21 protein-coding genes are annotated in these 22854 nt (G+C 71.0%); 5 read left to right on the forward strand and 16 right to left on the reverse strand.

What is annotated here, in order from left to right; all coding sequences use genetic code 11:
- Complete coding sequence (locus K8612_RS11005; protein ID WP_223762247.1) at positions 1 to 813, reverse strand: hypothetical protein; 813 nt, start codon at positions 811 to 813, stop codon at positions 1 to 3.
- Positions 810 to 3293, reverse strand: a complete 2484-nt coding sequence (locus tag K8612_RS11010; protein WP_223762248.1) for a TonB family protein — start codon at positions 3291 to 3293, stop codon at positions 810 to 812. Before K8612_RS11010 ends, K8612_RS11005 begins: the two co-directional genes overlap by 4 nt.
- A gap of 132 nt (positions 3294 to 3425) precedes the next feature.
- On the opposite strand from K8612_RS11010, the gene K8612_RS11015 reads away from it, so the two are divergent.
- The gene (locus tag K8612_RS11015) at positions 3426 to 4298 is read left to right on the forward strand and encodes a hypothetical protein (protein ID WP_223762249.1); all 873 of its coding nucleotides are present in this window, start codon (positions 3426 to 3428) and stop codon (positions 4296 to 4298) included.
- A 38-nt stretch (positions 4299 to 4336) separates the two neighbouring features.
- On the opposite strand, the gene trxA is transcribed toward K8612_RS11015, so the two are convergent.
- The 5 genes from trxA to K8612_RS11040 form a co-directional block, all read right to left on the reverse strand.
- Positions 4337 to 4720 carry a thioredoxin gene (gene trxA, locus K8612_RS11020; protein ID WP_223639122.1) on the reverse strand — a complete coding sequence of 128 codons (384 nt, stop codon included), beginning with the start codon at positions 4718 to 4720 and terminating at the stop codon, positions 4337 to 4339.
- Between the two features lie 11 nt (positions 4721 to 4731).
- Positions 4732 to 5055, reverse strand: coding sequence for an FKBP-type peptidyl-prolyl cis-trans isomerase (locus K8612_RS11025; protein ID WP_223740903.1), 324 nt, complete (start codon positions 5053 to 5055; stop codon positions 4732 to 4734).
- Positions 5056 to 5224: 169 nt separating this feature from the next.
- Positions 5225 to 6403 carry a hypothetical protein gene (locus K8612_RS11030; protein WP_223762250.1) on the reverse strand — a complete coding sequence of 393 codons (1179 nt, stop codon included), beginning with the start codon at positions 6401 to 6403 and terminating at the stop codon, positions 5225 to 5227.
- A gap of 201 nt (positions 6404 to 6604) precedes the next feature.
- Positions 6605 to 8497 carry an NAD(+) synthase gene (gene nadE / locus K8612_RS11035; protein ID WP_223762251.1) on the reverse strand — a complete coding sequence of 631 codons (1893 nt, stop codon included), beginning with the start codon at positions 8495 to 8497 and terminating at the stop codon, positions 6605 to 6607.
- A gap of 127 nt (positions 8498 to 8624) precedes the next feature.
- Positions 8625 to 9281, reverse strand: a complete 657-nt coding sequence (locus K8612_RS11040; protein WP_223740900.1) for an LON peptidase substrate-binding domain-containing protein — start codon at positions 9279 to 9281, stop codon at positions 8625 to 8627.
- Positions 9282 to 9398: 117 nt separating this feature from the next.
- Here K8612_RS11040 and K8612_RS11045 point away from each other — a divergent pair, with 117 nt between their 5' ends.
- The gene (locus K8612_RS11045; RefSeq protein WP_223740899.1) at positions 9399 to 9989 is read left to right on the forward strand and encodes a YqaA family protein; all 591 of its coding nucleotides are present in this window, start codon (positions 9399 to 9401) and stop codon (positions 9987 to 9989) included.
- Between the two features lie 7 nt (positions 9990 to 9996).
- Here the strand turns inward: K8612_RS11045 and K8612_RS11050 are convergent, their stop codons facing one another.
- Positions 9997 to 12450, reverse strand: coding sequence for an ATP-binding protein (locus K8612_RS11050; protein ID WP_223762252.1), 2454 nt, complete (start codon positions 12448 to 12450; stop codon positions 9997 to 9999).
- Between the two features lie 212 nt (positions 12451 to 12662).
- Here K8612_RS11050 and K8612_RS11055 point away from each other — a divergent pair, with 212 nt between their 5' ends.
- A complete protein-coding gene (locus K8612_RS11055; protein WP_143903121.1) occupies positions 12663 to 12884 on the forward strand; it encodes a hypothetical protein in 222 nt (73 codons plus the stop codon).
- A 90-nt stretch (positions 12885 to 12974) separates the two neighbouring features.
- Here K8612_RS11055 and K8612_RS11060 read toward each other — a convergent pair whose 3' ends face one another.
- Together K8612_RS11060 and K8612_RS11065 are read right to left on the reverse strand one after the other, a co-directional pair.
- Entirely contained in the window at positions 12975 to 13166 is a 192-nt protein-coding gene (locus tag K8612_RS11060) for a hypothetical protein (RefSeq protein ID WP_014400217.1), read from the reverse strand.
- A gap of 92 nt (positions 13167 to 13258) precedes the next feature.
- Positions 13259 to 13465: a cold-shock protein gene (locus K8612_RS11065; protein WP_014400218.1), complete on the reverse strand. Its 207-nt coding sequence runs from the start codon at positions 13463 to 13465 to the stop codon at positions 13259 to 13261.
- A gap of 359 nt (positions 13466 to 13824) precedes the next feature.
- Between K8612_RS11065 and K8612_RS11070 the strand changes: the two genes are divergently transcribed.
- Entirely contained in the window at positions 13825 to 14958 is a 1134-nt protein-coding gene (locus K8612_RS11070; protein WP_223762253.1) for an acyl-CoA desaturase, read from the forward strand.
- Positions 14959 to 15031: 73 nt separating this feature from the next.
- Here K8612_RS11070 and K8612_RS11075 read toward each other — a convergent pair whose 3' ends face one another.
- The 4 genes from K8612_RS11075 to K8612_RS11090 form a co-directional block, all read right to left on the reverse strand.
- Positions 15032 to 15691, reverse strand: a complete 660-nt coding sequence (locus K8612_RS11075; protein WP_223762254.1) for an HAD family hydrolase — start codon at positions 15689 to 15691, stop codon at positions 15032 to 15034.
- Positions 15692 to 15796: 105 nt separating this feature from the next.
- The gene (locus tag K8612_RS11080) at positions 15797 to 16378 is read right to left on the reverse strand and encodes a biopolymer transporter ExbD (protein WP_223762255.1); all 582 of its coding nucleotides are present in this window, start codon (positions 16376 to 16378) and stop codon (positions 15797 to 15799) included.
- A gap of 18 nt (positions 16379 to 16396) precedes the next feature.
- Positions 16397 to 16885 carry a biopolymer transporter ExbD gene (locus tag K8612_RS11085; RefSeq protein ID WP_223639154.1) on the reverse strand — a complete coding sequence of 163 codons (489 nt, stop codon included), beginning with the start codon at positions 16883 to 16885 and terminating at the stop codon, positions 16397 to 16399.
- A gap of 160 nt (positions 16886 to 17045) precedes the next feature.
- A complete protein-coding gene (locus K8612_RS11090; protein WP_223740894.1) occupies positions 17046 to 17783 on the reverse strand; it encodes a MotA/TolQ/ExbB proton channel family protein in 738 nt (245 codons plus the stop codon).
- A gap of 314 nt (positions 17784 to 18097) precedes the next feature.
- On the opposite strand from K8612_RS11090, the gene K8612_RS11095 reads away from it, so the two are divergent.
- Positions 18098 to 18958, forward strand: coding sequence for a general secretion pathway protein GspE (locus tag K8612_RS11095; RefSeq protein ID WP_223740893.1), 861 nt, complete (start codon positions 18098 to 18100; stop codon positions 18956 to 18958).
- A gap of 21 nt (positions 18959 to 18979) precedes the next feature.
- Here K8612_RS11095 and K8612_RS11100 read toward each other — a convergent pair whose 3' ends face one another.
- Both K8612_RS11100 and K8612_RS11105 read right to left on the reverse strand, forming a co-directional pair.
- A complete protein-coding gene (locus tag K8612_RS11100; protein ID WP_223762256.1) occupies positions 18980 to 20902 on the reverse strand; it encodes a GAF domain-containing sensor histidine kinase in 1923 nt (640 codons plus the stop codon).
- Positions 20892 to 22850, reverse strand: coding sequence for a PAS domain S-box protein (locus K8612_RS11105; RefSeq protein ID WP_370639933.1), 1959 nt, complete (start codon positions 22848 to 22850; stop codon positions 20892 to 20894). The genes K8612_RS11100 and K8612_RS11105 overlap by 11 nt, the downstream gene beginning before the upstream one ends.
- Positions 22851 to 22854 lie beyond the last annotated feature (4 nt).

Raw genomic sequence — 22854 nt, forward strand, 5'->3', positions numbered from 1 at the left:
TCACGCCGCGGGCTCCCACGCGCCCGTGAACGCGTCGTAGCGGCGCACGTTGACGCTCAGCGCGCGGTACACCTGGGTGTCCGCCCCCACGTCCACCGGCGTCCCCTCCGCGGGCACCGTCAGCCGCTCGAAGCGCGCGCCGGTGAACCAGCGGTGCGGCTGGGGCTCCAGGACGAAGAGGCCCTCGTCGTCCAGGTCCACCTCGATGGGCACGAAGTCCACGCGCTGGAGCTCCACGGGCGGCGGGAAGTCCATCGCCACACGGAAGGGCACGCGCGCCGCGCCCTGGGTCGCGACGCCCTCCAGGAACAGGGAGCGCCCCTGCATCACGTCCGCCTCCGCGCCCAGGGCGCTCGATGGCGGCTGGAGCAGCAGCGACAGCGACCGCGCCATGCCCGCGATGCCAGGAGAGCGCCCCAACACGCGCGCCTGTCCCGCGTCCGCGAGCAGGTCGAAGACCACCTCGCGGTCCCACTCGCCCAGCACGCGCCCCCCGGAGAAGAAGTCCCCTTCGTGCGCGTGCGCGGTGGGCAGCAGCGCGTCTCCCAGGCGGCGCAGCAGGGCCTGGGGCTGGAGGGGCGAGGCCTTCTCGAACAGGTAGATGGGCCCCAGCACCAGGCGCGCGGTGGTGAGCGTCACGCGCCAGCCGGTGTCGGTGGTGAAGGCGCCGACGGTCGTCTCCCCGGGCGCGAGCGCCGTGCGCAGGCCCATGCGGAAGGTGATGCTCCGGCCGCCGGTGCCGGACAGGCCGCAGCCCGCCGCGAGCGCTCCGCCCAACATCCACGTGAAGGCACGACGCGAACAGCGCTTCATGGCGGGTCCTCCTGGAGGTCCAGGTACACGGTGAGGGTGCCGCGCACGGTGCGAGGGGCACCGGCGGAGAAGTGGCGCGTGGCCAGCAGGGACGCGGGCGCGTCGGGGCCCCGGAAGTTGGACACGTAGTTGAACTCGGACTCCCGCCAGCGCGCGTCCAGCAGGTTCTCCACGGCCAGGCCCAGCTCCACGGCGCGCCAGCGCGCGCGGGCCGCCACGTCGAAGAGGAAGATGGGCTCGCTGTAGCGGTTCAACGGCAGGGGCTTGGGCCCGATGGCGCTGTGCCCCAGCGCCACGCTCCACACCACCGGCTGCCGGGCCACGGTGGCCGTGCCCCGCCACGACGCGTCCACGCGGCCCAGCACCTGCGGAATGTACGGCAGCACCGCGCCGTCCCACAGCTTCCAGGCTGACGCTCCAGGCAACGGCTGCGTCGCGCGGGCCCACGCGAGGCTCGCCAGCACGTCCAGGTGTTGCTCCCACTGGAAGCGCGCGCTGCCGAACGCGCCCAGGCGCTGCGACGGGCCAATGGGTTGGTTGCGCCCGGTCGTCTCGCTGAACACCAGGTCCTGCGACACGCGCGTGGCGAACACGGCGCCGCGCAGCTCCAGCGTGGACGGGCCGGCGCCCCACCGCCAGCCCAGGCCCGTCTCCCCGGACGTCACCCGCGCGTAGGGCGCGAACTCCGCGTCGGACAGGCCGGCCGCGTCGCTGGAGCGGGCACCCAGGCCCGCGCTGGTCAGCCACGTGAGGCGCGGCGTCAGGCGCACCTCCGCGCTGGCGCGAGGGCTGGCGAAGAAGCCGTAGGCCTCCACGGACTCCTCCGGGATGCGCGCCCCCTGCCGGTCCGCCGCCGGCCGGTTCAGGTCCTCCACGCCGAACAGGAACGCGTCCACGCGCGCCCCGCCCCGCAGCGTGAGCCACTCCAGCGGCGCGCCGCGCAGGGACAGGTACGCGCCCAGGTTCGTCACGCGCACCTGGTTGTCGAACACCGTGGCGTAGGGCGCGCCGCCCTTGTCGCGCAGGCGCCGCGCGCGGGTGTGCACGTCGTCGTAGCGGGCCACGTAGCCCAGTTCCACCGGCCGAGGCTGCCCCCACGCGGTGAGGCCCGGGGTGTAGCGCCCGCGCAGGCCCACGGTGGTGCCCTGGTAGGACTGCTCCGTGTTGTCGCCGCGCTGGGCTTCGCCGATGGGGGGCGTGTCCTGGAGGAAGCCGGTGAAGTTCTCGCGGCTGCGCATCCGCCGGGCGATGGCGAAGGCCTGCTGCACGAAGCGGCCTCCGCGCTCCAGCCGGGACGTCAGCTCCACGGAGGCGAGGTGGCGCTGGCTCGCGCCGCCCTGGTTCGGGTCGTAGAGGCAGAAAAACTGCGAGTCCGCGTCCGGCCCGCACGGCAGCCGCGCGTCCACGACGTCCGTCTCCCGCACCACGCCCGCGGAGGCGTAGCGCGCGCCGTAGCTCGCGCCGAACAGGCGCAGCTTCGTCTCCGGCCCCAGGCGCAGCTCCGTCTGGGCCATCAGGCCCGCGTTCGCGTACGCACGGTTGGGGCCGAAGCCGTGCCCCTGGCGCAGCAGCACGCCGACGAAGGTGGCGGCGGTGGACTCGGGCGGGCCCCACACCAGGGACAGCCGGCGCGACGCGAAGCCGCCGTAGCTGGCGGACGCGGTGAGGCCCCGCCGCTCCAGCCCCAGTTGGTACTCCACCGTGCCCGCGACGCCGAAGTCGCCCTGGGACGGCTCATAGGGCCCCTCCGTCACGCGCAGGGACTGCACCAGCTCCGGGATGATGAAGTACGTGTCCGCGTAGCCGTGGCCGTGGGCGTTGGAGACCTCGTTGAGGGGCACGCCGTCCAGGCGCATCTCCACGTCCTTGCCCTCGCCCGCGTCGAAGCCGCGCAGGTAGACGGTCTCCGCGTGCCCCTCCCCGCCGTGGTTGGCGAGCATCACGCCCGGCGCGAGCAGCATCAGCTCCGTGGCCGAGTTGCGAGGCACGTCCGCCAGTTGCCCCACCGTGATGTGGAAGTCCCCCACCGCGACAGGAGGCGGCGCGGCGGACTGCCCGCGCACCGTGGTGGAGAACACGGGCGGCTCCCGCTTCGGGGGCGTCGTGGGTTGCTCCGTCCCCGCGAGCCCTGGCAGCTCCGCCGCGAGCGGCACGGCCTGCGCCACCGGCTCGAACGTCACCGGCACGTCCACGCGCACCTCCAGCGGCGCTCCCCCCTGGCGCGCGGGCTCGAAGCGCCAGCGCAGGGCCGCCGCCATCGCGGCCCGGTCGAATGCGGTGCCCCCGGACTCCTGGACCTCCACCTGGGACACCTCTCCCCCGCTGTCGATGGTCAGCCGCAGCAGCACCCGCACGGCCTCCGTCAACGGTGGGACGTCCGCCGGCATCAAGGGCGGCGGCGCCTCCACGGGCACGGGCGGCGTCACGGGCGCTTCGGGCGACGCGCTCAACAGCCAGAGCACCAGCGTCGGGATGAACACGGGCAACGACCTCGGCCTTCGGGGCCCACCCGGCACGGGCGGCCCTTCCAACGGCCGCCCGTGGATACCGCAACCCAGACTTGACTTGCAACATAGTTACAAATACCAACCAGATGCATGAACCAACGAAGCATGTGGACTCGTGGCCTGCTGCTGGGTGCGCTGGGGCTCGCGGCCTCCGGCTGCGGCGACGCCGTGGCGCGAGGTGACGTGCGGGTGTCGTTGAGCGGCGGGGACGGCACGCAGCGCGGCTACGCGGATCACCTCTTCCAGGACGGCTGGTCCGTGCAGTTCACGAAGTACCTGGTGTCCCTGGGGGACTTCACCCTCACCTCCGCGGCCGGCGGCGTGCACGCCACGACGGAGCACCTGCTGGTGGACGTGCAGAAGGGGGACGTGCCCCTCACCGGCCTGACGGGCCTGGAGGCGGGGCGCTACGGCGTGGCCTTCCGCGTGAGCCCTCCGGAGGCCCGCACCGTGGCGGGCGCGTCCGTGTCCTCGGAAGACCTGGCGATGATGCGCGAGCGCGGCTTCAGCTACTTCGTGGAGGGCCGCGCGCAGAACCGCGACCCCACCCTGGGCGTCTACACCTTCCGCATGGGCTTCCCCGTGGACGCGCGGATGGTGGACTGCATCAACGGCGCGGACGGCACCCAGGGCATCGTCGTGCCGGAGGGCTCCGTGGCGGAGGCGGAGGTCACCATCCACGCCGAGCACATGTTCTACGACCGGCTGGGCACCCACCGCGGCGTGCAGCTTCGCTTCGAGGCCATCGCCGCCACCGCGGACGCGAACCACGCCATCACGCCGGAGGGGCTGGCGACCCAGGACCTGCTCGACCTGCGCGGGCTGGATGGGGGCGAGCTGCGCGACGCCCAGGGCCAGCCCGTCGTCTACCAGCCGGGCGCCTACGCCCTGCGCACGCTCCAGGAGTTCGTCGCCCGGAGCATCGTGGATCAGGCGCACCTCAACGGCGGCGGCGTCTGCACCGTCGCCGCGCCGTAGGGCCTCCCCGTCACGACAGGGAAGGCCCCGGCGAACCCTCAGGCCTTGGGCGCTTCCTTCGCGGCGCGCTGCGCTTCGACCTCGCGCCGCACGTCATCCATGTTCAGCGCGCGGACCTGCCGGAGCAGGTCCTCCAGCGCCGCCGCCGGCATCGCGCCCGGCTGCTCGAACAGGAGGATGCCGTCCCGGAACACCATCAGCGTGGGGATGGAGCGAATCTCGAAAGCACCGGACAGCTCCGGCTGCGCGTCGGTGTCGATCTTCCCGAACACGATGTCCGCGTGCTTGTTGGAGGTGCTCTCGAAGATGGGCGCGAACGCGCGGCAGGGACCACACCAGGTCGCCCACCAGTCCAGGATGACGATGCCGCTCTTGCCCACCGTCTCCTTGAAGTTGTCCTTCGTGATTTCGAGCGTCGCCATGAAGTCTCCTCCTACCGGACGTCCAACAGCTCCACCTCGAACAGGAGGGTGGCGTTGGGGGGAATCACACCGGCCGCGCCGCGCGAGCCGTAGCCCAGCTCCGGCGGGATGGTGAGCTTGCGGATGCCGCCGACCTTCATGCCCGCGACGCCCTGGTCCCAGCCCTGGATGACGTGGCCGGCGCCCAGCGGGAAGGTGAAGCCCTGCCCCCGGTCCCGGCTGCTGTCGAACTTCTTGCCGTCCGTGAGCGTGCCCACGTAGTGCACCGTCACCCGCTTGCCAGAGACCGCTTCCGCCCCGGTCCCGACCTTCACGTCTTCTACTCCCAGGCTCATGCCAGGCTCCTCAGGCGGGAATCCGCCATGGAAAAATGCGCACTCTAACGCCGCGCGCACCCTCCTGCCTCCCTGAATGCCCCGCCCCGGACCGGAATAAAAAAGTGACGGCGGGGACCCGGATGATTCCGGACACCCCGCCGTCAGCTCCTGCCATGGAGACTTCAGGTCAGAAGGTACCGCCCACGTTCAGCGTGGTCGTGTAGCTACCACCGCCCGACGGGTCGCTGCCGCCCGGCTGGATGTCCGGGGCGAACTGCTTGTCGAACAGGAAGTTGTAGTAGCCACGCAGGTCCGCGGTGAAGTGGCCGAAGTGGCCGCGCACGCCCACGCCCGCCGGGATGTTGCCCACGGTGTCGTCGCTGTAGCCGAGCGACTCACCGCCGCGGAAGTGGTAGTTGCTGATGCCGATGCCACCCAGCAGGTACGGCTGCACCGCCGTGGGCGTCACCGCGAGCGTCAGGGCCGCCTGGCCGCCGTTGCGCACCAGGTCCGGGCCGGTATCCGCGCCCGCGGAGCCCGCGTCCTTGATGTTGTTCAAGGCGCCGGAGTAGCCGACCTCGATGCCCAGCACGGACGTCGGCTTGAGCGACGCCGTCACGGCCGCGGAGGGGCCGGGGGCGAGCTGCGGGGCCAGGGCGCCGGTGTAGCCTTCCACACCGCCACCGATGAGCAGCGTCAGGCCCTTGTTGTCGCCCTTGCTCTTCTTCTCCACCTCCAGCGGCTGGATGTCCTCATTGGCTGACGCCGAGGGCGAGTAGGCCGGAGGAGGCGTGGTCACGCCGCTGCCGCCCGTGGCCTCCTGGCCGTACATCCCGCTGTCACGCTGGCTCATGCCACCGCTGCTCGTGCCGGACGGAGGCGGAGGCGGCGCGGGAGGCTGCGCCGCGGGAGGCGGCGCCGCGGGCGCCGGTTCAATGGGTTCGCTCTGCGGCATCGTGGTGCCACTGGAGCCACTGCCGCCCACGCCGGCGCCGCTGCCGCCCACGCCGGACGGGTTCACCGGCTCGCAGCGCAGCGGCATGTTGAGGTAGACCGCGCCGCTGCCGCCCTTGGCGTCCGCGCTGGGGCTGCTCAGGCCCCGGTCGCTGGTGCCCAGGTTCTGGCTGGTCTGCGAGGAGTCATCGATCGACCCGCTGCCGCCCGTCCCCTGAAGCGATTCATCCACCGGCGTCTCCTCGATGAGGAGATCCTCCTCCTGGACCCCGTCCTGAGAGGACTGCGCCGTCGTCTGCTGCTTGTCCTTGTGGACTGCGGTCTGCCCTGGAGGGCAATCCTTCTCCGCCGCACCCGCGCCCGTCCCATACATGAGCGCCGCGACGGCGCCCGCCAGAATTTTCGCTTTCATCCAACCCTCCATCGTCGACTGACTGACATGAAGGTTGTCGTGCGAGGGACGTCCGGCAAGCCTTGCGCGGGTCGTCAAAGAAAGGTGCCCTGCCCGCCTGCCCCCCAGGGGACGAGGCGTGGTTTCAGAGCCACTTCACGGGGGCGGAGGGCCTGGACGCCTCCCCGTCCACCGTCAAAACCAGACATCAATAAACATCCGTCACGCTTTGCGCAGCCAGGCCGAGCCGGTGACGACAGGCAATTGCAGCGCGCGTTCCCGGTCCAGGTCCAGGTTGCCGATGTGCAGCGACAGCGGCGCCTGCACCCACTTGTAGATGGATTGCTGGAACAGGCGCACGAAGCGGTCCACGTACCCGCCCAGCCGGTCCGCCTCCACCTCCGGGAACATCGCGGTGAGCGCGGTGCGCATCTCCGACGGGGTGAGCTTCTCCCCCGCGTGCAGGTAGAAGCACGCGTCCAGGATGGGGAAGGGCATCAGCTCCTCCTCGCCCACCTGATCATGCGCCAGCTCCGGCCCCGCGGGCTTGGCCAGCACCTTGCGGATGCCCTCGTAGCCGGTGGTCTCCTGGAGGTAGTCCAGCAGGTACATCACCACCGTCTTGGGCACGTTGGCGATGACCGCGAGCGCGCCCATCAGGTCTCCGCCGATGGTGGTGTAGCCCACGGACTTCTCGCTCATGTTGCCCGTCTGCAGGAACAGGCCGCCGCAGGAGTTGCTCCAGTTCCACATGCGCTGGGCGCGGATGCGGGCCTGGATGTTCTGCTCCGTGATGGGGGTGAGCTTCGTCTCGCCCAGCATCGTCTGGGCGGCGGCCTTCTCCCGCTCGAAGGCCTCCTCGATGGAGACCACCTGGAAGGGCACGCCCAGCTCCCGCGCGATGGTCTCCGCCGCGTCGCGCGTCTGCTGGCTGGAGTACGGGCTGGGCATGTAGAACGCCTGGATGAGCGAGCCCGGGTTGTCCGGCCGCGCGCGCTTCGCGTACCGGTGCGCGATGAGCAGCGTGAGCAGCGAGTCCCGCCCGCCCGACAGCGCGATGCCGAACAGCTTGAAGGCGCGCGTCTTCTCGAAGTAGTCGCCCACGCCCAGCGACAGCGCGTCCAGGATGTCCTCGCACAGCGCCACGCGCGCGGTGCGGCGGGTGTCCGGCGCGGGCAGGAAGAAGCTGCGGTGCGCGGGCACGGGGTACGTCAGCTTCTGGCGCTGCGTCTTCACCGCCTGCGTGCAGTCCAGGGTGGGCACCTTCCCGCCGCCGGCCGCGATCCAGTCCTCGCGGTCCACGCGCCAGGTGGTGTTCTCCGTGCGCAGGCGCAGCGTGCGGTCCAGGTCCACCACGGCGGAGGTGAAGCCCTGCTGGAAGCGCGGCGTCTCCAGCACGTGGCGGCCGTTCTGGTTGATGAAGCCGCCGCCGTCGAAGATGAGCCCGTCGTTGCTGCCCACCGCGTTCGCGTAGGCGATGGTGACCTGGTGGTCGGACGCGCGCGTGGCGATGAGCTCGCGGCGCGTCTCCCAGAAGCCCAGCCGGAAGGGGGACGCGGACAGGTTCACCACCAGCTCGCCGCCGGAGTACGCGCGCCGGCGCATGGGGCCGTCCGCGCTCCAGATGTCCTCGCACACCTCCGGCGCCAGCGTGCCGAAGTCGAACTGGAAGAGGTAGTCGCCCAGCGGCACGCCCCGGTGGCGCTCCGCCATGCCCGGCTGGCCGTGGCCGAAGGTGCGGCCTTCATAGAAGACGTTGTACGTGGGCAGCTTCTCCTTGGGCACCAGGCCCAGCACCCTGCCGCCCGCCACCACCGCCGCGCAGTTGAGGCGCACGCCCTGGTGGGCCACGGCCACGCCCAGGATGCTCACCAGCGGCAGCGCCGCGGTCTCCCTCGCGAAGCGCTCCAGCTCCGGCCACTGGTGGTCGATGAAGCCCTGCCACTGGACCAGGTCCTCCGCGGGGTAGCCGGCGATGACCTGCTCCGGGAAGACGCCCAGCGTGACGTCCTCCGCCGCCATCTTCCTCGCCAGGTCCAGCACCCGGTCGGTGTTGGCCTGGAAGGCGCCCACGGTGGTGTTGACGCTGGCGATGCCAATCTTCACGAGCCGCATGGTGCGTCGCTCTCCCTCAAGAAGGCGTGAGGCCCCGAGCAATGCGCGCCTGGGGGCGCCAGGGCAAGCGGATGCTGCGGCCCCGGACCCGGCGCGTTCAGTTCCCGCGCCGGGCGCGACCGCGCGGCTAGTTCAGCGGTCCGCTGGGGCGCATGGGCTGGAGCTGGCTCAAGAGGTCGCTCACGTCCTCCAGCACCTGCTCCAGGCGGCGCCGCACGTCCAGCTCCCCCAGCAGCTCCTGCCGCCGTCCGGGCTCCGGCACCAGCGCGGACGCCACCACGTCCGCCAGCATGCCCCCGCCGGCGCGCGCGGCCACCGGCAGCAGGCTCTCCGCGAACGAGGGCGGCACCCGGCCCGCCAGCTCGAAGACGGCCTGGCGCAGTTGCTCCTCCTCCGGCCCGGTGTAGGGGGGATCCGCCAGCACCTGGGCGCGCACCTGGCGGTAGGGCGTGTCCGGCGCCAGCTCCGTCACCATCCGGACGCGGCTGACGCCCTGCAGGAGGATGTTGTAGCGCCCGTCCTCCACCTGCTCGTCCCAGACGATGACGCCCGCGCACATCAGGGGCTGGAGCGGCGGGCGGCCCTCGTAGTTGCCCTCCCAGCCCGGCTCCAACTGGCCCAGCGCCAGCACCCGGTCCGTGGCGAGGGCGTCCTTCACCAGGGCCCGGTAGCGGGGCTCGAAGATGTGCAGGGGAATCACGGTGTGCGGGAACAGGACCGCCGACGGCAGGGGAAACACCTTCAGCGCACCGGCGGCGCGTTCCACGGTCTCTTGTGCGGTCATGGTCACCCTTCCCCGTGTGTAAGCCCCCGGGGCATGGGGCGCATTCCAATCAGGCAGGCATCCGGGCCCGGGGGCCCGGTGGCAAGGGCCCCGCGTTCCGCTAGGGTGCGCCCCCGAATGTCCTCCACCGAGCCTTCCCCCCAGACCTCCCCGGCCGCCACGGCCGCTGACGCCCCGAAGCCGTCCTGGTACCGCCGGCTGTACCAGCGCGTGGAGGCCGCCTCCTCCACCCCGCACGCGCTCGCCACGATGATGGCGGTGTCGGTGGTGGATGGCTCCGTCTTCCCCATCCCGCCCTTCGCGGTGCTGGTCCCCATGGTGCTCGCCCAGCCGAAGAAGTGGGTGCGCTACTGCCTGCTGGGCACCCTGGCGAGCCTGGTGGGCGGCCTCATCGGCTACGGCCTGGGGGCGTTCGTGGGCGAGGGCATCACCCAGCTCCTGCACATCGACCTGGACGTGCGCGTGGACCGCTTCGGCGTGTCCGGCACGGTGGGCGAGCTGCTGGGGCGCAACTTCTGGGTGCTGGCGCTCCTGTGCTCCATCCTGCCCACGCCGTTCAAGATCGTCGCCATCGGCAGCGGGCTGGTGTCGGTGCCGCTGGAGCGCTTCCTGCTCGCGTCCATCATCGGCCGCTCGGTGCGCTTCTTCCTGGTGGGCGGCGTGGTGCGCTTCTTCGGCCCCACCGCCCGCAAGTGGCTGCGCGTCTGAGCGGACCCTAGCCGCGGCGCGTGCCGCCCACCGCGCCGCGCGCCGCCACCGGTTGGGGGCCGCCCTCCAGCACCGCCTCCACCGTGGACAGCAGCACGTCCGGGCGGACCGGCTTCTCCAGCACCCGCTGGGCCACCGCCTCCACGAACGCCCTCGCCTCCGGTGATGACGCCCCGCCGGAGATGAACACCACGCGCGACGCCAGCGCGGGCGCCTCCGACTGGAGCCGCCGGTACACCGCGATGCCGTCCATGCCCGGCATCTGGAGGTCGCACAGCACCAGGTCGAAGGACTCGCCCGCGGCCACCCTCGCCAGCGCGTCCTCGCCGCGCGTGACGGTGACCACGTCGTGGCCGGGCTCCAGCAACAGGCGCATGGACTGCGCCAGCCGGGGCTCGTCGTCCACGATGAGCACCCGCCCGCGCCGCCCGGAGGCCGCCGTCTCCGGCGCCTCCTCGCCGCGCGCCACGGCGTGCAGCGGCACCAGGCTCCCCGCGCTCTGCACGGGCGCGGGCGGCAGCAGCAGCGTGAAGGTGGCGCCCTGCCCCGGCGCGCTGTGCACGCGCAGCTCGCCCCCGTGCGTGCGGACGATCTGCTGACAGATGGCGAGCCCCAGGCCGGTGCCCTCGTCGTTGCCCTTGGTGGTGAAGAACGGGTCGAAGATGCGCGGCAGCACGTCCGGCGGGATGCCGCCGCCCGTGTCCTCCACCTCCACGCGCGCGTGGCCGGACGCGTCCGTCCCGGTGCGCACGCGCACCTCGTGGCGGCCGGGCTCCCCCTCCGGGATGGCCTGCAGGGCGTTCACCAGCAGGTTGAGCAGCACCTGCCCCAGCCGCGCCTCGCTGCCCAGCACGCGCGGCACCGGCCCGAAGTCCTCCACCAGCCGCGCGCGCGAGCGCAGGGCGTGCAACACCACGCGCACCGCGGGCGGCACCAGCGCGTTCAGGTCCACCAGGCCGCGCTCCGGCGCGCCCTCGCGGCTGAACACCTGCAGGTCCCTCACGATGAGGCGGATGCGCTCCGCGCCCTCCTGGGCCCCGCGCACGCTCACGAGCGCGTCGCGCACGGCCTGCGGGGCCTGGGCCCCCTCCCCCGCGAGGCTCTTGCGCGCGGCCTCCAGGTTCAGCGCCAGGTAGGCCAGCGGGTTGTTGATTTCATGGCCCACGCCCGCGGCCAGCGTGCCCACGGCCGCCACGCGCTCGGCGGCCACCAGCCGCGCCTGCAGCTCCTTCGTCGCGGTGACGTCGCGGTGGGTCGCCACGAAGTGCGTCACGGCCTGGCCGTTGGCGCGCACCGGGGAGAGCTGGATCTCGCTCCACACCCGCGTGCCGTCCGGCCGCGTCAGCGCCACCTCCGCGCGCAGCGAGCGCTCCTCGCGCAGCGCCTCCAGCAGCCGCTGCCGGTCCCCGCCGTCCGCGGACGCCAGCAGCTCCCCCGGCGCCGCGCCGACGAGCTCCTCGCGCCGCCGGCCCACCAGCGCGCACAGGGCCTCGTTGACGAAGACGGTGTGCAGGCCGCCCGACTCGCGCACCTCGCAGATGAGCACGCCTTCGTGCACCGCGCGCACGGTGGTGGCCAGCAGCTCCAGCAGCTCCACCGCCTGGCGGCGCTCCGCGCGCGCCGCCGCCAGCAGCAGGCCCGTCAGCGCGGTGATGCCGATGAAGAGCTGCAGCACCACCAGCCCCCGGTGCGGCAGGTCCACCGTGAAGAACGGCCCCAGCCCCCGCGCCGTGCCGGCGATGGCCGCCAGCGCGATGGAGAGCGAGGACAGCGCCGCCCCCCGCAGGCCGAAGCCCAGGGCCGCCCAGGCCATCAGCGGGAAGAGCAGGAACGTCAGGGCGTGCGCCGCCCCGGAGCCCGGCCGGGGGAAGGCGAAGACGCCCACGCACACCGCGGCCGTCAGCGCCGTGAGCAGCAGCGCCTCCCACGAGCGCGCCATGCGCCGGGGCCTGCGCAGCAGCACCACCGGCGTCACCAGCAGCATGCCCAGCAGGTCCGCCATCCACCACAGCCAGCCGGAGGGGCCCCACTGCGCGGCGGGCACCACCCCGCCCAGCACGAGCCCCAGCGTGCCCAGCCCGGAGCCCACGAGCGCCCCCAGCCCCGCGCCCGCGCCCAGCCACGCGACGTCGCGCACGCGGTGCAGCTCCCGCGCGCCGCCCATGCGCTGGAACAGCAGCGCCGGCAGCACCGCCTCCAGCGTGGAGCCCAGCACGACGGACAGCCCCACGCCCGGAGTCACCCCCATGGCGTACGCCACCGCGCCCGCGCCCAGCGCCACCGCCGGCCAGCGCGACACGCCCAGCAGCAGGAGCCCGCCCAGCGCCACGCCCGACGGCAGCCACACGGGACAGATGTGGCTCTTCTCCGCGGCCAGCGACAGCGCCACCCGCGCGGCCAGCAGGTACACCGCCGCCAACGCGAGGACCTCCACGAGGCCCCGGACCGGGAACGCCGCCACACGGGCCTGAGGACGACCTTGGATGATGACTCCCCCCGTCCTCTCCGGGCCGTGACACCAGGGCCGACAGGAACATGCGTCATGCTAGCGGGGACCGCGGTGCGTTGCACCCCGTCCGCCGGCAGGCCCGCCCGGCAGGCAGGCGGTGTGCGGCAGGCGATGCAATGACCACACTGGGGGACCGTAGGAAGGGGCAAGGAGGAACGAAATCCATGTCGCGTCCCGGACTTGCTGCGCTGCTGTCGTTCTTCATCCCCGGCGTGGGGCAGATCTACAACGGTGACATCCTGCGCGGGGTCTTCTGGCTCATCATCACGCCCGGCTTCTGGCTGGGCACGGGCGGCATCCTCGGCTGGGTGTGCCACGTCATCGCCGCGGCCACCGCCTACAACCGCGCCGAGGACAAGGAGCGGCTGAGATACGGCATGGGCTAGTCACGCGGACATGAAAAAGGGGCCCGCTGGCCCCTCGCCCACCGCCGCCCCGGTGCCCTCATGGGCCGGGGCGGTGTCGCTTCATGAAGCTCAGGTATTGAACGCGTCGGGCAGCGGTTGCGGGCCCGGGATGATGCCGGCGATATCGGGATCCTCTTCGCCCGGCCCGCGAGTCGGACGGTTGTCCTTCTCGGTCTTGCGCTCGGCCTTCTTGGCGTCCTTCTCGCGCTGCTTCTGCGCGCGCGCCATCTCCTTCTGCCGCTTTGTGGACCTTCCCTGCATGGAACCTCCTGGGAAACATTGACCGAAAAAGAGGCCCGGCCCCGTCAAGGCCGGACCTCGTGGATGCGTGAAGAGCAACCGAGCCGGTGGGCTCAGCCGACCGGGCGGACGTTCTCCGCCTGCAGGCCCTTGGGGCCCTTCTTCACGTCGAACTCCACCTTCTGGCCCTCGGCCAGGGTGCGGAAACCGTCCGACTGGATGGCGGTGTGGTGGCAGAACACGTCCGGACCACCGCTGTCCTGCGTGATGAAACCAAAGCCCTTCGCATCATTGAACCACTTCACCGTACCACTTGCCATGATCTGCTTCCTTGTCCCACAGACAACCTGGCGAGAGCGCCGGGCTGCCCGCCCCGTGACTTTGGGGCGAAGACCGCGCCTTAACCCTGAACAGGCATGAAGTCGAGCCGGGAACCACTCCCGGCCTGCCTCACGCCGTCGAAGGTAACAACCTCGATCTCAGCGTGAAACGCCTTCTCGGGGCCGGGCATTTCCCGCTGGCTGACGCTCCAGGCAGCCAGGGGGTGACAGGTTTTGGGCCCGGCGGTGTTCCGGAATAGTTTCCACCCCTGAACACTTCCGCCTGGACGTGTCCTATCGTGGAATCCGCCGGACCCTGCTCCACCCCGCCGTCCCCCTCCCGTGAGGCGCCCCTCCCAGTGACGAACCCGACCCGTGTGACCTTTGGCCAGCGCGATGCCTCCTTCGCGGAGGACCTGAAGCAGCGTGTCTCCGAGTACTTCGAGACCCGGAACCTTTCGCAGCGGGCCAACAAGGCCATGTACGTGAAGGCCCTGGCCATCCTGGGCTTCACGGCGGGCGTCTACGGACTGCTGCTCAGCGGCCACTTCAACGCCTGGGGCATGCTGGGGCTGTCGGTGCTGATGGGCGTGGCCATCGCGGGCATCGGCTTCTGCATCGGCCATGACGGCGTGCACGGCTCCTTCAGCGACGACGCGCGGGTGAACACGGTGGTGGGCTTCGCGTTCGACCTGATTGGCGCGAACAGCTACATGTGGCGCATCACCCACAACGTCCTGCACCACACGTACACCAACATCCAGGGCATGGACGAGGACCTGACGGTGAGCCCGCAGTTGCGGCTGTCGCCGTACAGCGAGTGGAAGGGGTACCACCGCTTCCAGCACCTGTACGCCTTCGCGGCCTACTCGTTCACCACCGTCTTCTGGGTGTTCGCCAAGGACTACAAGTACTTCTTCCAGAAGGACCTGGGCCCCTACAAGGGCAAGAAGCACGCGCCGGCGGAGTGGGCCCGCCTGGTGGCGATGAAGGCCGTGTACTACGGCTGGACGCTGGTGATTCCGTGGCTGGTGCTGGACGTCACCTGGTGGCAGTTCGTGCTGGGGCAGTTGGCCATGCACCTGACGGCGGGCTTCATCCTGGGCATCGTCTTCCAGTTGGCGCACGTGGTGGAGGACGCGGAGTTCCCCGTGCCGGACACCGACGGCAAGGTGGAGGACGCGTGGATGGTGCACCAGTTGCGCACCACCGCGAACTTCGCCCGCAAGAACCGCCTGCTGAGCTGGTACGTGGGCGGCCTCAACTTCCAGGTGGAGCACCACCTGTTCCCCAAGGTGTGCAGCATCCACTACCCGGCCCTGAGTGAAATCGTGAAGGCCACCGCCCAGGAGCACGGCCTGCCCTACCTGGAGGCGGAGACCTTCCGCAGCGGCGTGGCCTCGCACTACCGGATGCTCAAGCGGCTGGGCCGCCCGCCCGCGGTGGACGCCGTCGAGGAAGGCGCCAAGCCGAAGCTCGCCGTGGCCGCCTGATCCACCCGGACAGCCGCGCGGCAAGCCCCAGGGGCCGTCCTCCTCGTCCGAGGGAGGCGGCCCCTGCTGCTTTTCAGGCGCCCGCGCTCCGCAGCGCCGCCAGCAGCTCCCCGGCGGACGACACCACCGCGCGAGCCCCGTGCGCGTGCAGCTCCTCCGCCGTGCGGAAGCCCCAGGTGACGCCCACGCCGTACATGCCCGCGGCCTTCGCCGTGTCCATGTCCACGGAGGTGTCCCCCACGAAGCCGCACGCGCCCGGCGCCACGCCCAGCTCCTCCGCCAGGGCCAGCGCCGCGGTGGGGTCCGGCTTGCGCGGGATGCCGGGCCGCTCGCCGTACACGGCCGTGAAGCGCACCGCCGGCAGCAGCCGCGCCGCCAGCCGCTTCACGAAGTCGTCGGACTTGTTGCTGAGCACGCCCAGCCGCACGCCGTCCGCCGCCAGCCGCGCGAGCGCGTCCTCCACGCCCGGGTAGGCATACGTCCGGTCGAACAGGTGGGTGTCGTAATAGGCGTGGTAGGTGGCCAGCACCTGCCCCTGGAGCGCGGGGGCGGCCCCGCCCGTGGCCCGCTCCGCGAGCTTCGCCACGCCCTCCCCCACGAAGCGCAGGTAGGCGGACTCCGGGTGCGGCGGCAGGCCGTGTTGCGTGAGCGCGTGGTTCATCGCCGCGGCGATGTCCCCCAGCGAGTCCACCAGCGTCCCATCCAGGTCGAAGAGCACGGCGCGCAGGAGCATGATGGGGCGCTTCTCTAGCAGAAACGCGAACGCCCCGACCCACGCGGGGTCAGGGCGTTTTTTGTAAAGCGCGGAGCCCGGAACCGGCCGGGAGCCGCCGCGAAGCTAGTGGGGCGTGGCGGCGGCGGTCTTCTCACCGCCGGCGCCGCCGCTGGCCTGGATGACGGCGAAGTTGATGTTGCTGTAGCCGGCCGTGGCGCAACTGAACATCACCCGCTTGATGATCTTGAACTGCACGTCCTTGTTGGCCTGGATGTTCACGTCGCCCTTGAAGGTCTCGCCACCGCCGGCCATGGAGTGCAGGTCCTCGAACTGCTTCTTCATGTCCCGCAGCTTCTCTTCCAGCGCGGGGATGTTGAGGTACTCGTCCTTGGTGAGGTCCTCCACCCGGCCCACGATGGTGCCCGACACGCTGACCTGGTCGTTGGACACCATCACCACCGGGTGCATCTCCACTTCCTTCACGTTGACCGCTTCGGGAAGGACGATGTCCTTGGTCATCATCAGCACCTCGCCCGTCGCGGAGAAGTTCGCGATGAGGAAGAGCACGATGATGACGAACATGTCGACGAGCGGGGTGATGAGCAGGTCCGCGTTGCCGTTCTTCTTGCCGTGACCGCCGTGGCCGAAGACCTTGGAGTGCTCCAGCCGCTTGCCGTACCGCTTACCGGGAACCTTGATGCCCATGGCTTGGGTGCTCTCCTGTTAGCCCATCGCCGCGGAGACCGACACCTGGGGCAACCCGGAGCCGATGCACTCGTCGATGATGCGGACCAGGTCCTCGTAGCGGACCGCGTCCTCGGTCTGAAGGGTGATGGCGGACTGGTCCGGAAGCTGCGCCTTCAACTCCTTGAAGCGCGCAATCAGCTTGGTCAGGTCCGGCCGGCCCTTGTCATCCCGGGTGAGGGGAATGGGGTCGAAGGCGCTCTGGTCGGCGGTGAGGCGCATCTCCGTGGGCGACACCAGGAGGGTGAGCTGGACCGTCTTGGTCTTCTCCTCCTCCTGCTGCTCGTCCGTGGAGGCCCCGCCGGCCTGGGACACCTGGAGACGGCCGATCTGGGTCCAGACCGCCGTCATGATGAGGAAGCTGATGGTCACCGCCATCAGGTCGATGAAGGGCACCATGTTGATGGCGGTGTCGAGCGGCTTCTTGCCACCCTTTCCACCGGTGCCCAGGTCCATTCCGCCGGCCATGGCGACTACCTCCCAACCCTACCGCGCTCTTCGCGCACGAACGACGTTTCAAGAAGACTGCGAAGGATGGCGCGCCTGCGGGTGCTCTCCATGCCTCGGGGCATCCAGACAGCGCGCCAGGACTTCAGGTTCCACGACCACCGCGCGACCGCGAGGAGGACTACTCCTCGGCGTGGGCGGAGGCCGGGATGTTCAGGTTCTTGAACTTGTCGCGGTTGGCCACGATGAGGTTCAGCACGGAGACGCTGGTCTCGTTGATGTCGTTGATGATGCTCTGGGTGCGGCCCATCAGCACGGAGAAGGCCACCAGCGCCGGGATGGCCGTGAGCAGACCGAAGCCCGTGCAGTTCATGGCTTCGGAGATGCCGTTCGCCAGAATGGTCGCCTTGTCGGCCGGGTTCACGTTCGCCACCGCCTCGAAGCAGGTGATGAGACCGTTCACCGTGCCCAGGAGGCCCGCGAGCATCGCCGCGTTACCGAGCATCGCCAGGTAGCCCGTGCGCGCCTCCAGCTTCGGCGTCTCACGCAGGCTGGCCTCGTCGAGCGCCGCCTGGACCTCTTCCTGGCCCTTGGGCACGCTCATCAGGCCGGCCTTGACGACGTTGGTCAGCGGCGTGCTCTTCTGGCCGGCCACGTAGTTGATGGCCTTGTCCAGGTCGCCCGCGTAGATGTGCTTCTTCAGCCCGCGCAGGAAGCCTTCCTTGTTGATGGAGGCCTTGCCGAACAGGACGATGCTGCGCTCGATGATGATGGAGAGCGCGATCACCAGACAGACCGCGATGGGGTACATACCGGCCTGACCGGACTCCCAGCGGCGCCCCAGCTCCTGCAGGAAGGTCTCATTGCTTCCGCCGGCGTTGGCGAGAACGGACAGATTGGCTACGAACCCCAGGTTCATCACGGAAAGCCTCCAGATGGACGGCGCGGCACGCGCTTGCGAACCACTCCGCACTGCTGCCGGCCGGGTGGACATCCACCCAGGTCAGCGGCAGGAATTTTGGATCACGGTGGCGCCGAGTCTAGGAACCGCTCCCAGGCGTGTCAAGGCAGGCACCCTCAGCGTTAGTTACTGAAATCTCACAGGAATTTTGCGTTGGCGCGCGGCTTGCCAAGTCGCTCCACAGGGCACAGGACGGGCCCTTTTCCGTGGCTTGCGCAACAGCCATGCCAGCGATTTGGGCAGCTTGGAATGACGTGTTAGGCGGGAAAACCATGGCCAGGAAGCGGATTGGTGAGCTGCTGGTGGAACGTGGCGCGATCACCCCGGAGCAGTTGGAGGCGGGGCTCGCGGCGCAGCGACAGACGCGGCAGCGGCTGGGGGTGACGCTCATCGGGCAGGGCGCCATCACGGAGGCCACGCTGGCGCAGGCGCTCAGCGAGGCGCTGGGGATGCCGCAGGTGGACCTGGCGGCGATCACCCCGGACTGGGCGGCGGTGCACCTGCTGCGGGCGCGCTTCTGCGAACAGCACGACCTGTTCCCGTACGCGCTGGAGAACGTGGGCGGCAAGCGCCAGTTGGTGGTGGCGATGGCGGATCCGCTGAACATCACCGCCATCGAAGAGATTGAGTTCACCAGCGGGCTGAAGGTCAGCGGCCGGGTGACGGCGCTGTCCGCGGTGCGCGGCGCCATCCTGCGCTACTACCACAAGGTCCCCGTGGCCTCGGGCCCCCGCCCCGCACCGGCGCGGCCTCCCGCCAGGGCGGCGCCGGTGCCCGTGCGTCCGGCCGTGGTGGAGGACGACGAGGAGGTCATCGTCGGCGAGGAGCTGCCCGCGTCGGAGAAGACGCAGCGCACGTCGCTGGCGGACCTCATCCGCGAGCGCGAGGAGCAGGCGAAGCGCAAGCGCGGCGGCGCGGGGGACAAGCCCAAGGCGCGGGCGCCCTCGTCCGGCGGGGGCGGGGTGCTGGATGACCTGGACTACCTCTTCGGCCAGGCGGCGCGCGAGGAGCCGGACCGGCTGGAGGAGCTGGAGCGCCGCTTCTGGGCGTTGATGCGCATCATGGCGCGCAAGGGGCTGCTCACGAACGAGGAGTTCCGGCGCGAGCTGGACGACGACGGCGGCGAGGGCTGAGGCGCCCCCCACCGCTCGCGCTCAGTCCGCGGCCAGGGGCAGCCGCACCGTGAAGGTGGTGCCCTGCCCCAGCGTGCTCTCCACGGTGAGGCGCCCGCCGTGGTTCTCCACGATGCCCTGGCAGATGGACAGGCCCAGGCCGGTGCCGCGCCCTTCCGGCTTGGTGGTGAAGAAGGGCTCGAAGATGCGCGACAGGTTGCGCGGGTCGATGCCGGTGCCGGTGTCGCTCACGCGCACCACCGCCTCCGTGCCCTCCTGGGACGTGGACAGGGACACCTGCCCGCCGGGCTGCATGGCGTGGCACGCGTTGGTGATGAGGTTGACGAACACCTGCACCAGGTTGGCGCGCACGGCGGCCAGGGGCGGCACGTCGCTCGCGTAGTCGCGCTGCACGCTGACGCGGGCCTGGGACACGACGTGCTCGCAGAAGCCCACGGCCATGTCCACGACGGCGTTGAGCGCCACGCGCTCCGGCCGGTCCTGCGCGGGGCGCGCGTAGCTGACCAGGTCGCGGGTGAAGCGCAGGATGCGGTGGCTGCTCTCCAGAATCTTCTTCAGCTTCTCCTGGTCCGCTGGGTTCGCGCCCGGCGTCAACCGCGAGCGCTGGAGCAGCGCGTCCGCGTAGGTGGCCACCGCGGTCATGGGGTTGTTGATTTCATGCACCACGCTGGCCGCGAGCTGCCCGATGGAGGCCAGCTTCTCCGCGTGGATGATGCGCTTCTCCAGCTCCTTCACCACCGTGACGTCCTGGCCAATGGCGATGACGCCCTCCACCTCCCCGGGCTGGGTGAGCATGGAGGAGGTGGCGAAGGACACGCGCACCTCGCCGCCGTCGCGGGTGAGCAGGCGCGTTTCAAAGTTGTTCACGGACTCGCCGCGCATGGCCGCCGCCAGCACGGGCACCAGCCGGAGCTGCTCGCTGTCCGCCACCAGCGAGGACAAATCCCGCCCCAGCACCTGCTCCTTGGTGAGGCCGGTGAGCGCGCTCAGGGCCTGGTTGAAGACCACCACCTGCTTGTCCCGGTTCACCACCAGGATGAGGGCGTTGGCCTTCTCCAGCAGCTCCTCCAGGTACTTGCGCACGAACGTCAGCTCGTCGATGAGCTTCGCGTTCTTCACCGCCACGGCGACCTGGCTGGCCAGTTGGAGCAGCACGCGCTCGTCGTGCGCGGGGTCCGCGTCCAGCCCCTCCGGGTACTCCATGTTGATGGCGCCGAAGAGCTGGCCGCTCGCGACCAGGGGGGCGCTCACCGCGCGGGTGCTGCCGTGGAAGAGCAGCGGCACTTCCTCGGAGATGGTCACCCGCCCCTGGGGCAGCGCCGTCTGCGTGAGGTTGGTCTTCTCCACGGAGCGCTGGAAGAGGACCAGCGGTTCGTGCGCGCCCTCCTTGAGGCGCCCTTCCGCGTAGAGCGACGTGAGGCCGCCGGTGCGCGCGTCCACGATGCGGATGCAGAAGGCGCGGCCGGGGAAGAGCTCCTTCACGCCGCGCGCCACCGCGGCCACCAGCTCCTCCTCGCCGCCGGCCTCCGCCACGCTGCGGCCCAGGTCCAGGAGCACGCCCTCCGTGCGCGCCTGCTCCAGGAGGGCCCGCTCCGCCACCACCAGCCGGCCGCTGATGACCTCCGTGTCCACGCGGGCGCGCACCGCCACGGTGTCCGAGCGGCGCGACAGGGTGAGCACCAGCGAGGTGCCGCTCTGGAGCACGAGGTCCACTTCGTGGGACTGCCCGTCCTCCGGGGCCACGGCGTCCGCCAGGGCCTGCGCCACCACGTCCACGCTGATGTCGTGCGTGGCGCAGAAGCGGCGCATCGCCGGGTTCACGGCCGCGATGCGCAGGGCCACGTCGCAGACGGCGGCGGGTTCGTCCAGCGCGTCGAAGAAGGCCTGGAAGGCGTCGGGGGCCAGATTTCCGGACGGGCGCACGGCGCGGACCTCACTCTTCATGGGAGCTGGCCTTGTCGAGGTCGAGGATCTGCTGCGCCCCCACGTACGACTTCGTCTCGTAGCGGGTGATCTTCCCGATCTTCCGGACGATCTCCGCCATGCGCTCCGCCTCGCGGTAGATGATGTCCACCGGCCTCCAGGCGAAGTCCTCCTCCTTGAGCTTGCGCTTGAGCAGCTCCGCGTAGCCCATCACGGACGTGAGGGGCTGGTTGAGCTCGTGGGCCGCGGTGCCGGCGAGCGCGACGATGACGGCGTTCTTCTCGCTCTCCTCCAGCCGCGTCTCCACGTCGGACAGCTTGCGCTCCAACTGCACCCGGTCGCGCAGGTCCGTGAAGATGCCCACGGTGAAGGACTCGCGGCCGCCCTCGTAGACGATGGAGGCCGTCATGTTCACCGGCACGCGCTCGCCGGAGCGGTGCATCAGCTCCTGGCGCGTGAGGGACAGCCGGCCCTTGCCGCCCATCTCGGGGCCGCGAAGCTGGGCCATGATGCGCTGGGCGACGCCGGGCGGGTAGAGCTGGAGCGCGTTGAGCTTCTCCTGGGCCTCCTGCGCGGTGTAGCCGCACATGGCCTCCGCGCCCTTGTTGAAGAGGATGATGCGCCCCTTCAGGTCGGCCGCGATGATGGCGTCCACCGACGAGTCGATGAGCCGCTCCAGGAAGTCCTTCGTGTTGCGCAGCTCGTCCTCCAGCTTGCGCGCGTGCGTGACGTCGCGGAAGGAGAGGATGGTGGCCGCGTCCTCGTCGCGCAGCGGCGCCGCGGACATGGACAGCGTGAGGCAGCGGCCGGCGGGCGTGCGCACCACCACGTCCACGCCCATGCGCGCCTCGCCGCGCGACGCGGACGTCACCAGCTCCATCAGCACGCCGTCGTCCACCGGCTGGGTGATTTGATTCAGGTGCTTGCCGCGGGCCTCGCCCGCGGTGGTGTCCAGCATCTGCGCGCCCGCGGGGTTGAGCGACAGCACGGCGGCCTCGTCGTCGAGGATGGCCACGCCCTCGCTCACGTGGGCGAAGAAGAGCTGGTAGGGCTTGAAGGACGCGGCCTTCTCCTCCGCCGCCAGCCGCGCCGTCTGCACGGACTGGAGCACCGACGCGCTCCGCAGCGCCACCGCCGTGGCGTGGGCCACCGTGGTGAGGAAGTCGATTTCCCGCGTGCTGAAGGCCCGCCTGCGTCCGGCCGCGCGCAGGAGCAGCACGCCGCGCACCTGGCCCCGGATGGGCAGGGGCAGCGCGGCGATGGCGTGGATGCCTCGCGCGGCCACGGCCCGGCGCTCCAGGTCGCCCAGGAGCGGGTGCGTGGCGGCCTCCTGCATCACCACGGGCTTGCCGGTGCGCACGACCTCACGGATTTCGGGATAGCGCGCCAGGTCGATGCGCAGGTCCTTCATGCCCGGGTCGTCGCTGGCGGCGACGATGACGCCCTCGTCCACGCCGCCGCCCACCATCACCAGCGTGGCGCGCGCGATGTCCAACTGCTCCGCCAGACGCCGCGTCACGCCGTGCAGGAGCGCTTCCACGTCGGAGCTCTCCGCGTAGTCGGCGGTGAGCTCCAGCAGCAGCGCCAGGTCCGTCTGGCTGCGGGCCTGCTCCTCACGCTCGCGGTGGCGCTCCGCGGCGCGCTGGAGGCGCCAGGTGAGCTCATGCGGCAGCCCCTGGTGGGTGACGATGTCCGCGGGGCGCAGCGTGTCCACGGCGGCGAAGCCTCGCGGCTCCGGGGACACCACCGCGAGCAGCGTGAGGTGCGGCCCGTTGAGGGACGTGAGCAGCTCCACCACCGCGGGGCCGCAGCCGGGGGCGGTGAGGTCCACCAGCGCCAGGGCGGCGTCGTCCGGGTCGTCCACCACGCGCAGGCCCGCGCGCTCGGCGGCTGCGTTCAGGGGTTCTCTTGCCACCGACCCTGGGGGGACCAGGACGATGCCGAAGGCGGGTTCCGACGGGGCCGACACGGGG

This window comes from Corallococcus sp. AS-1-6, from assembly GCF_020037015.1.
GTDB lineage: Bacteria > Myxococcota > Myxococcia > Myxococcales > Myxococcaceae > Corallococcus.

Excerpts from the sequence above, each read along its gene's own strand:
- K8612_RS11065 (WP_014400218.1), bottom strand. The coding sequence starts at position 13,465 with ATGGCAAGTGGTACGGTGAAGTGGTTCAATGATGCGAAGGGCTTTGGT.
- trxA (WP_223639122.1), bottom strand. The coding sequence starts at position 4,720 with ATGGCGACGCTCGAAATCACGAAGGACAACTTCAAGGAGACGGTGGGC.
- K8612_RS11045 (WP_223740899.1), top strand. The coding sequence starts at position 9,399 with ATGTCCTCCACCGAGCCTTCCCCCCAGACCTCCCCGGCCGCCACGGCC.
- K8612_RS11005 (WP_223762247.1), bottom strand. The coding sequence starts at position 813 with ATGAAGCGCTGTTCGCGTCGTGCCTTCACGTGGATGTTGGGCGGAGCG.
- K8612_RS11055 (WP_143903121.1), top strand. The coding sequence starts at position 12,663 with ATGTCGCGTCCCGGACTTGCTGCGCTGCTGTCGTTCTTCATCCCCGGC.
- nadE (WP_223762251.1), bottom strand. The coding sequence starts at position 8,497 with ATGCGGCTCGTGAAGATTGGCATCGCCAGCGTCAACACCACCGTGGGC.
- K8612_RS11075 (WP_223762254.1), bottom strand. The coding sequence starts at position 15,691 with ATGCTCCTGCGCGCCGTGCTCTTCGACCTGGATGGGACGCTGGTGGAC.
- K8612_RS11030 (WP_223762250.1), bottom strand. The coding sequence starts at position 6,403 with ATGAAAGCGAAAATTCTGGCGGGCGCCGTCGCGGCGCTCATGTATGGG.
- K8612_RS11095 (WP_223740893.1), top strand. The coding sequence starts at position 18,098 with ATGGCCAGGAAGCGGATTGGTGAGCTGCTGGTGGAACGTGGCGCGATC.
- K8612_RS11085 (WP_223639154.1), bottom strand. The coding sequence starts at position 16,885 with ATGGCCGGCGGAATGGACCTGGGCACCGGTGGAAAGGGTGGCAAGAAG.
- K8612_RS11025 (WP_223740903.1), bottom strand. The coding sequence starts at position 5,055 with ATGAGCCTGGGAGTAGAAGACGTGAAGGTCGGGACCGGGGCGGAAGCG.
- K8612_RS11090 (WP_223740894.1), bottom strand. The coding sequence starts at position 17,783 with ATGAACCTGGGGTTCGTAGCCAATCTGTCCGTTCTCGCCAACGCCGGC.
- K8612_RS11080 (WP_223762255.1), bottom strand. The coding sequence starts at position 16,378 with ATGGGCATCAAGGTTCCCGGTAAGCGGTACGGCAAGCGGCTGGAGCAC.
- K8612_RS11015 (WP_223762249.1), top strand. The coding sequence starts at position 3,426 with ATGTGGACTCGTGGCCTGCTGCTGGGTGCGCTGGGGCTCGCGGCCTCC.
- K8612_RS11060 (WP_014400217.1), bottom strand. The coding sequence starts at position 13,166 with ATGCAGGGAAGGTCCACAAAGCGGCAGAAGGAGATGGCGCGCGCGCAG.
- K8612_RS11100 (WP_223762256.1), bottom strand. The coding sequence starts at position 20,902 with ATGAAGAGTGAGGTCCGCGCCGTGCGCCCGTCCGGAAATCTGGCCCCC.
- K8612_RS11040 (WP_223740900.1), bottom strand. The coding sequence starts at position 9,281 with ATGACCGCACAAGAGACCGTGGAACGCGCCGCCGGTGCGCTGAAGGTG.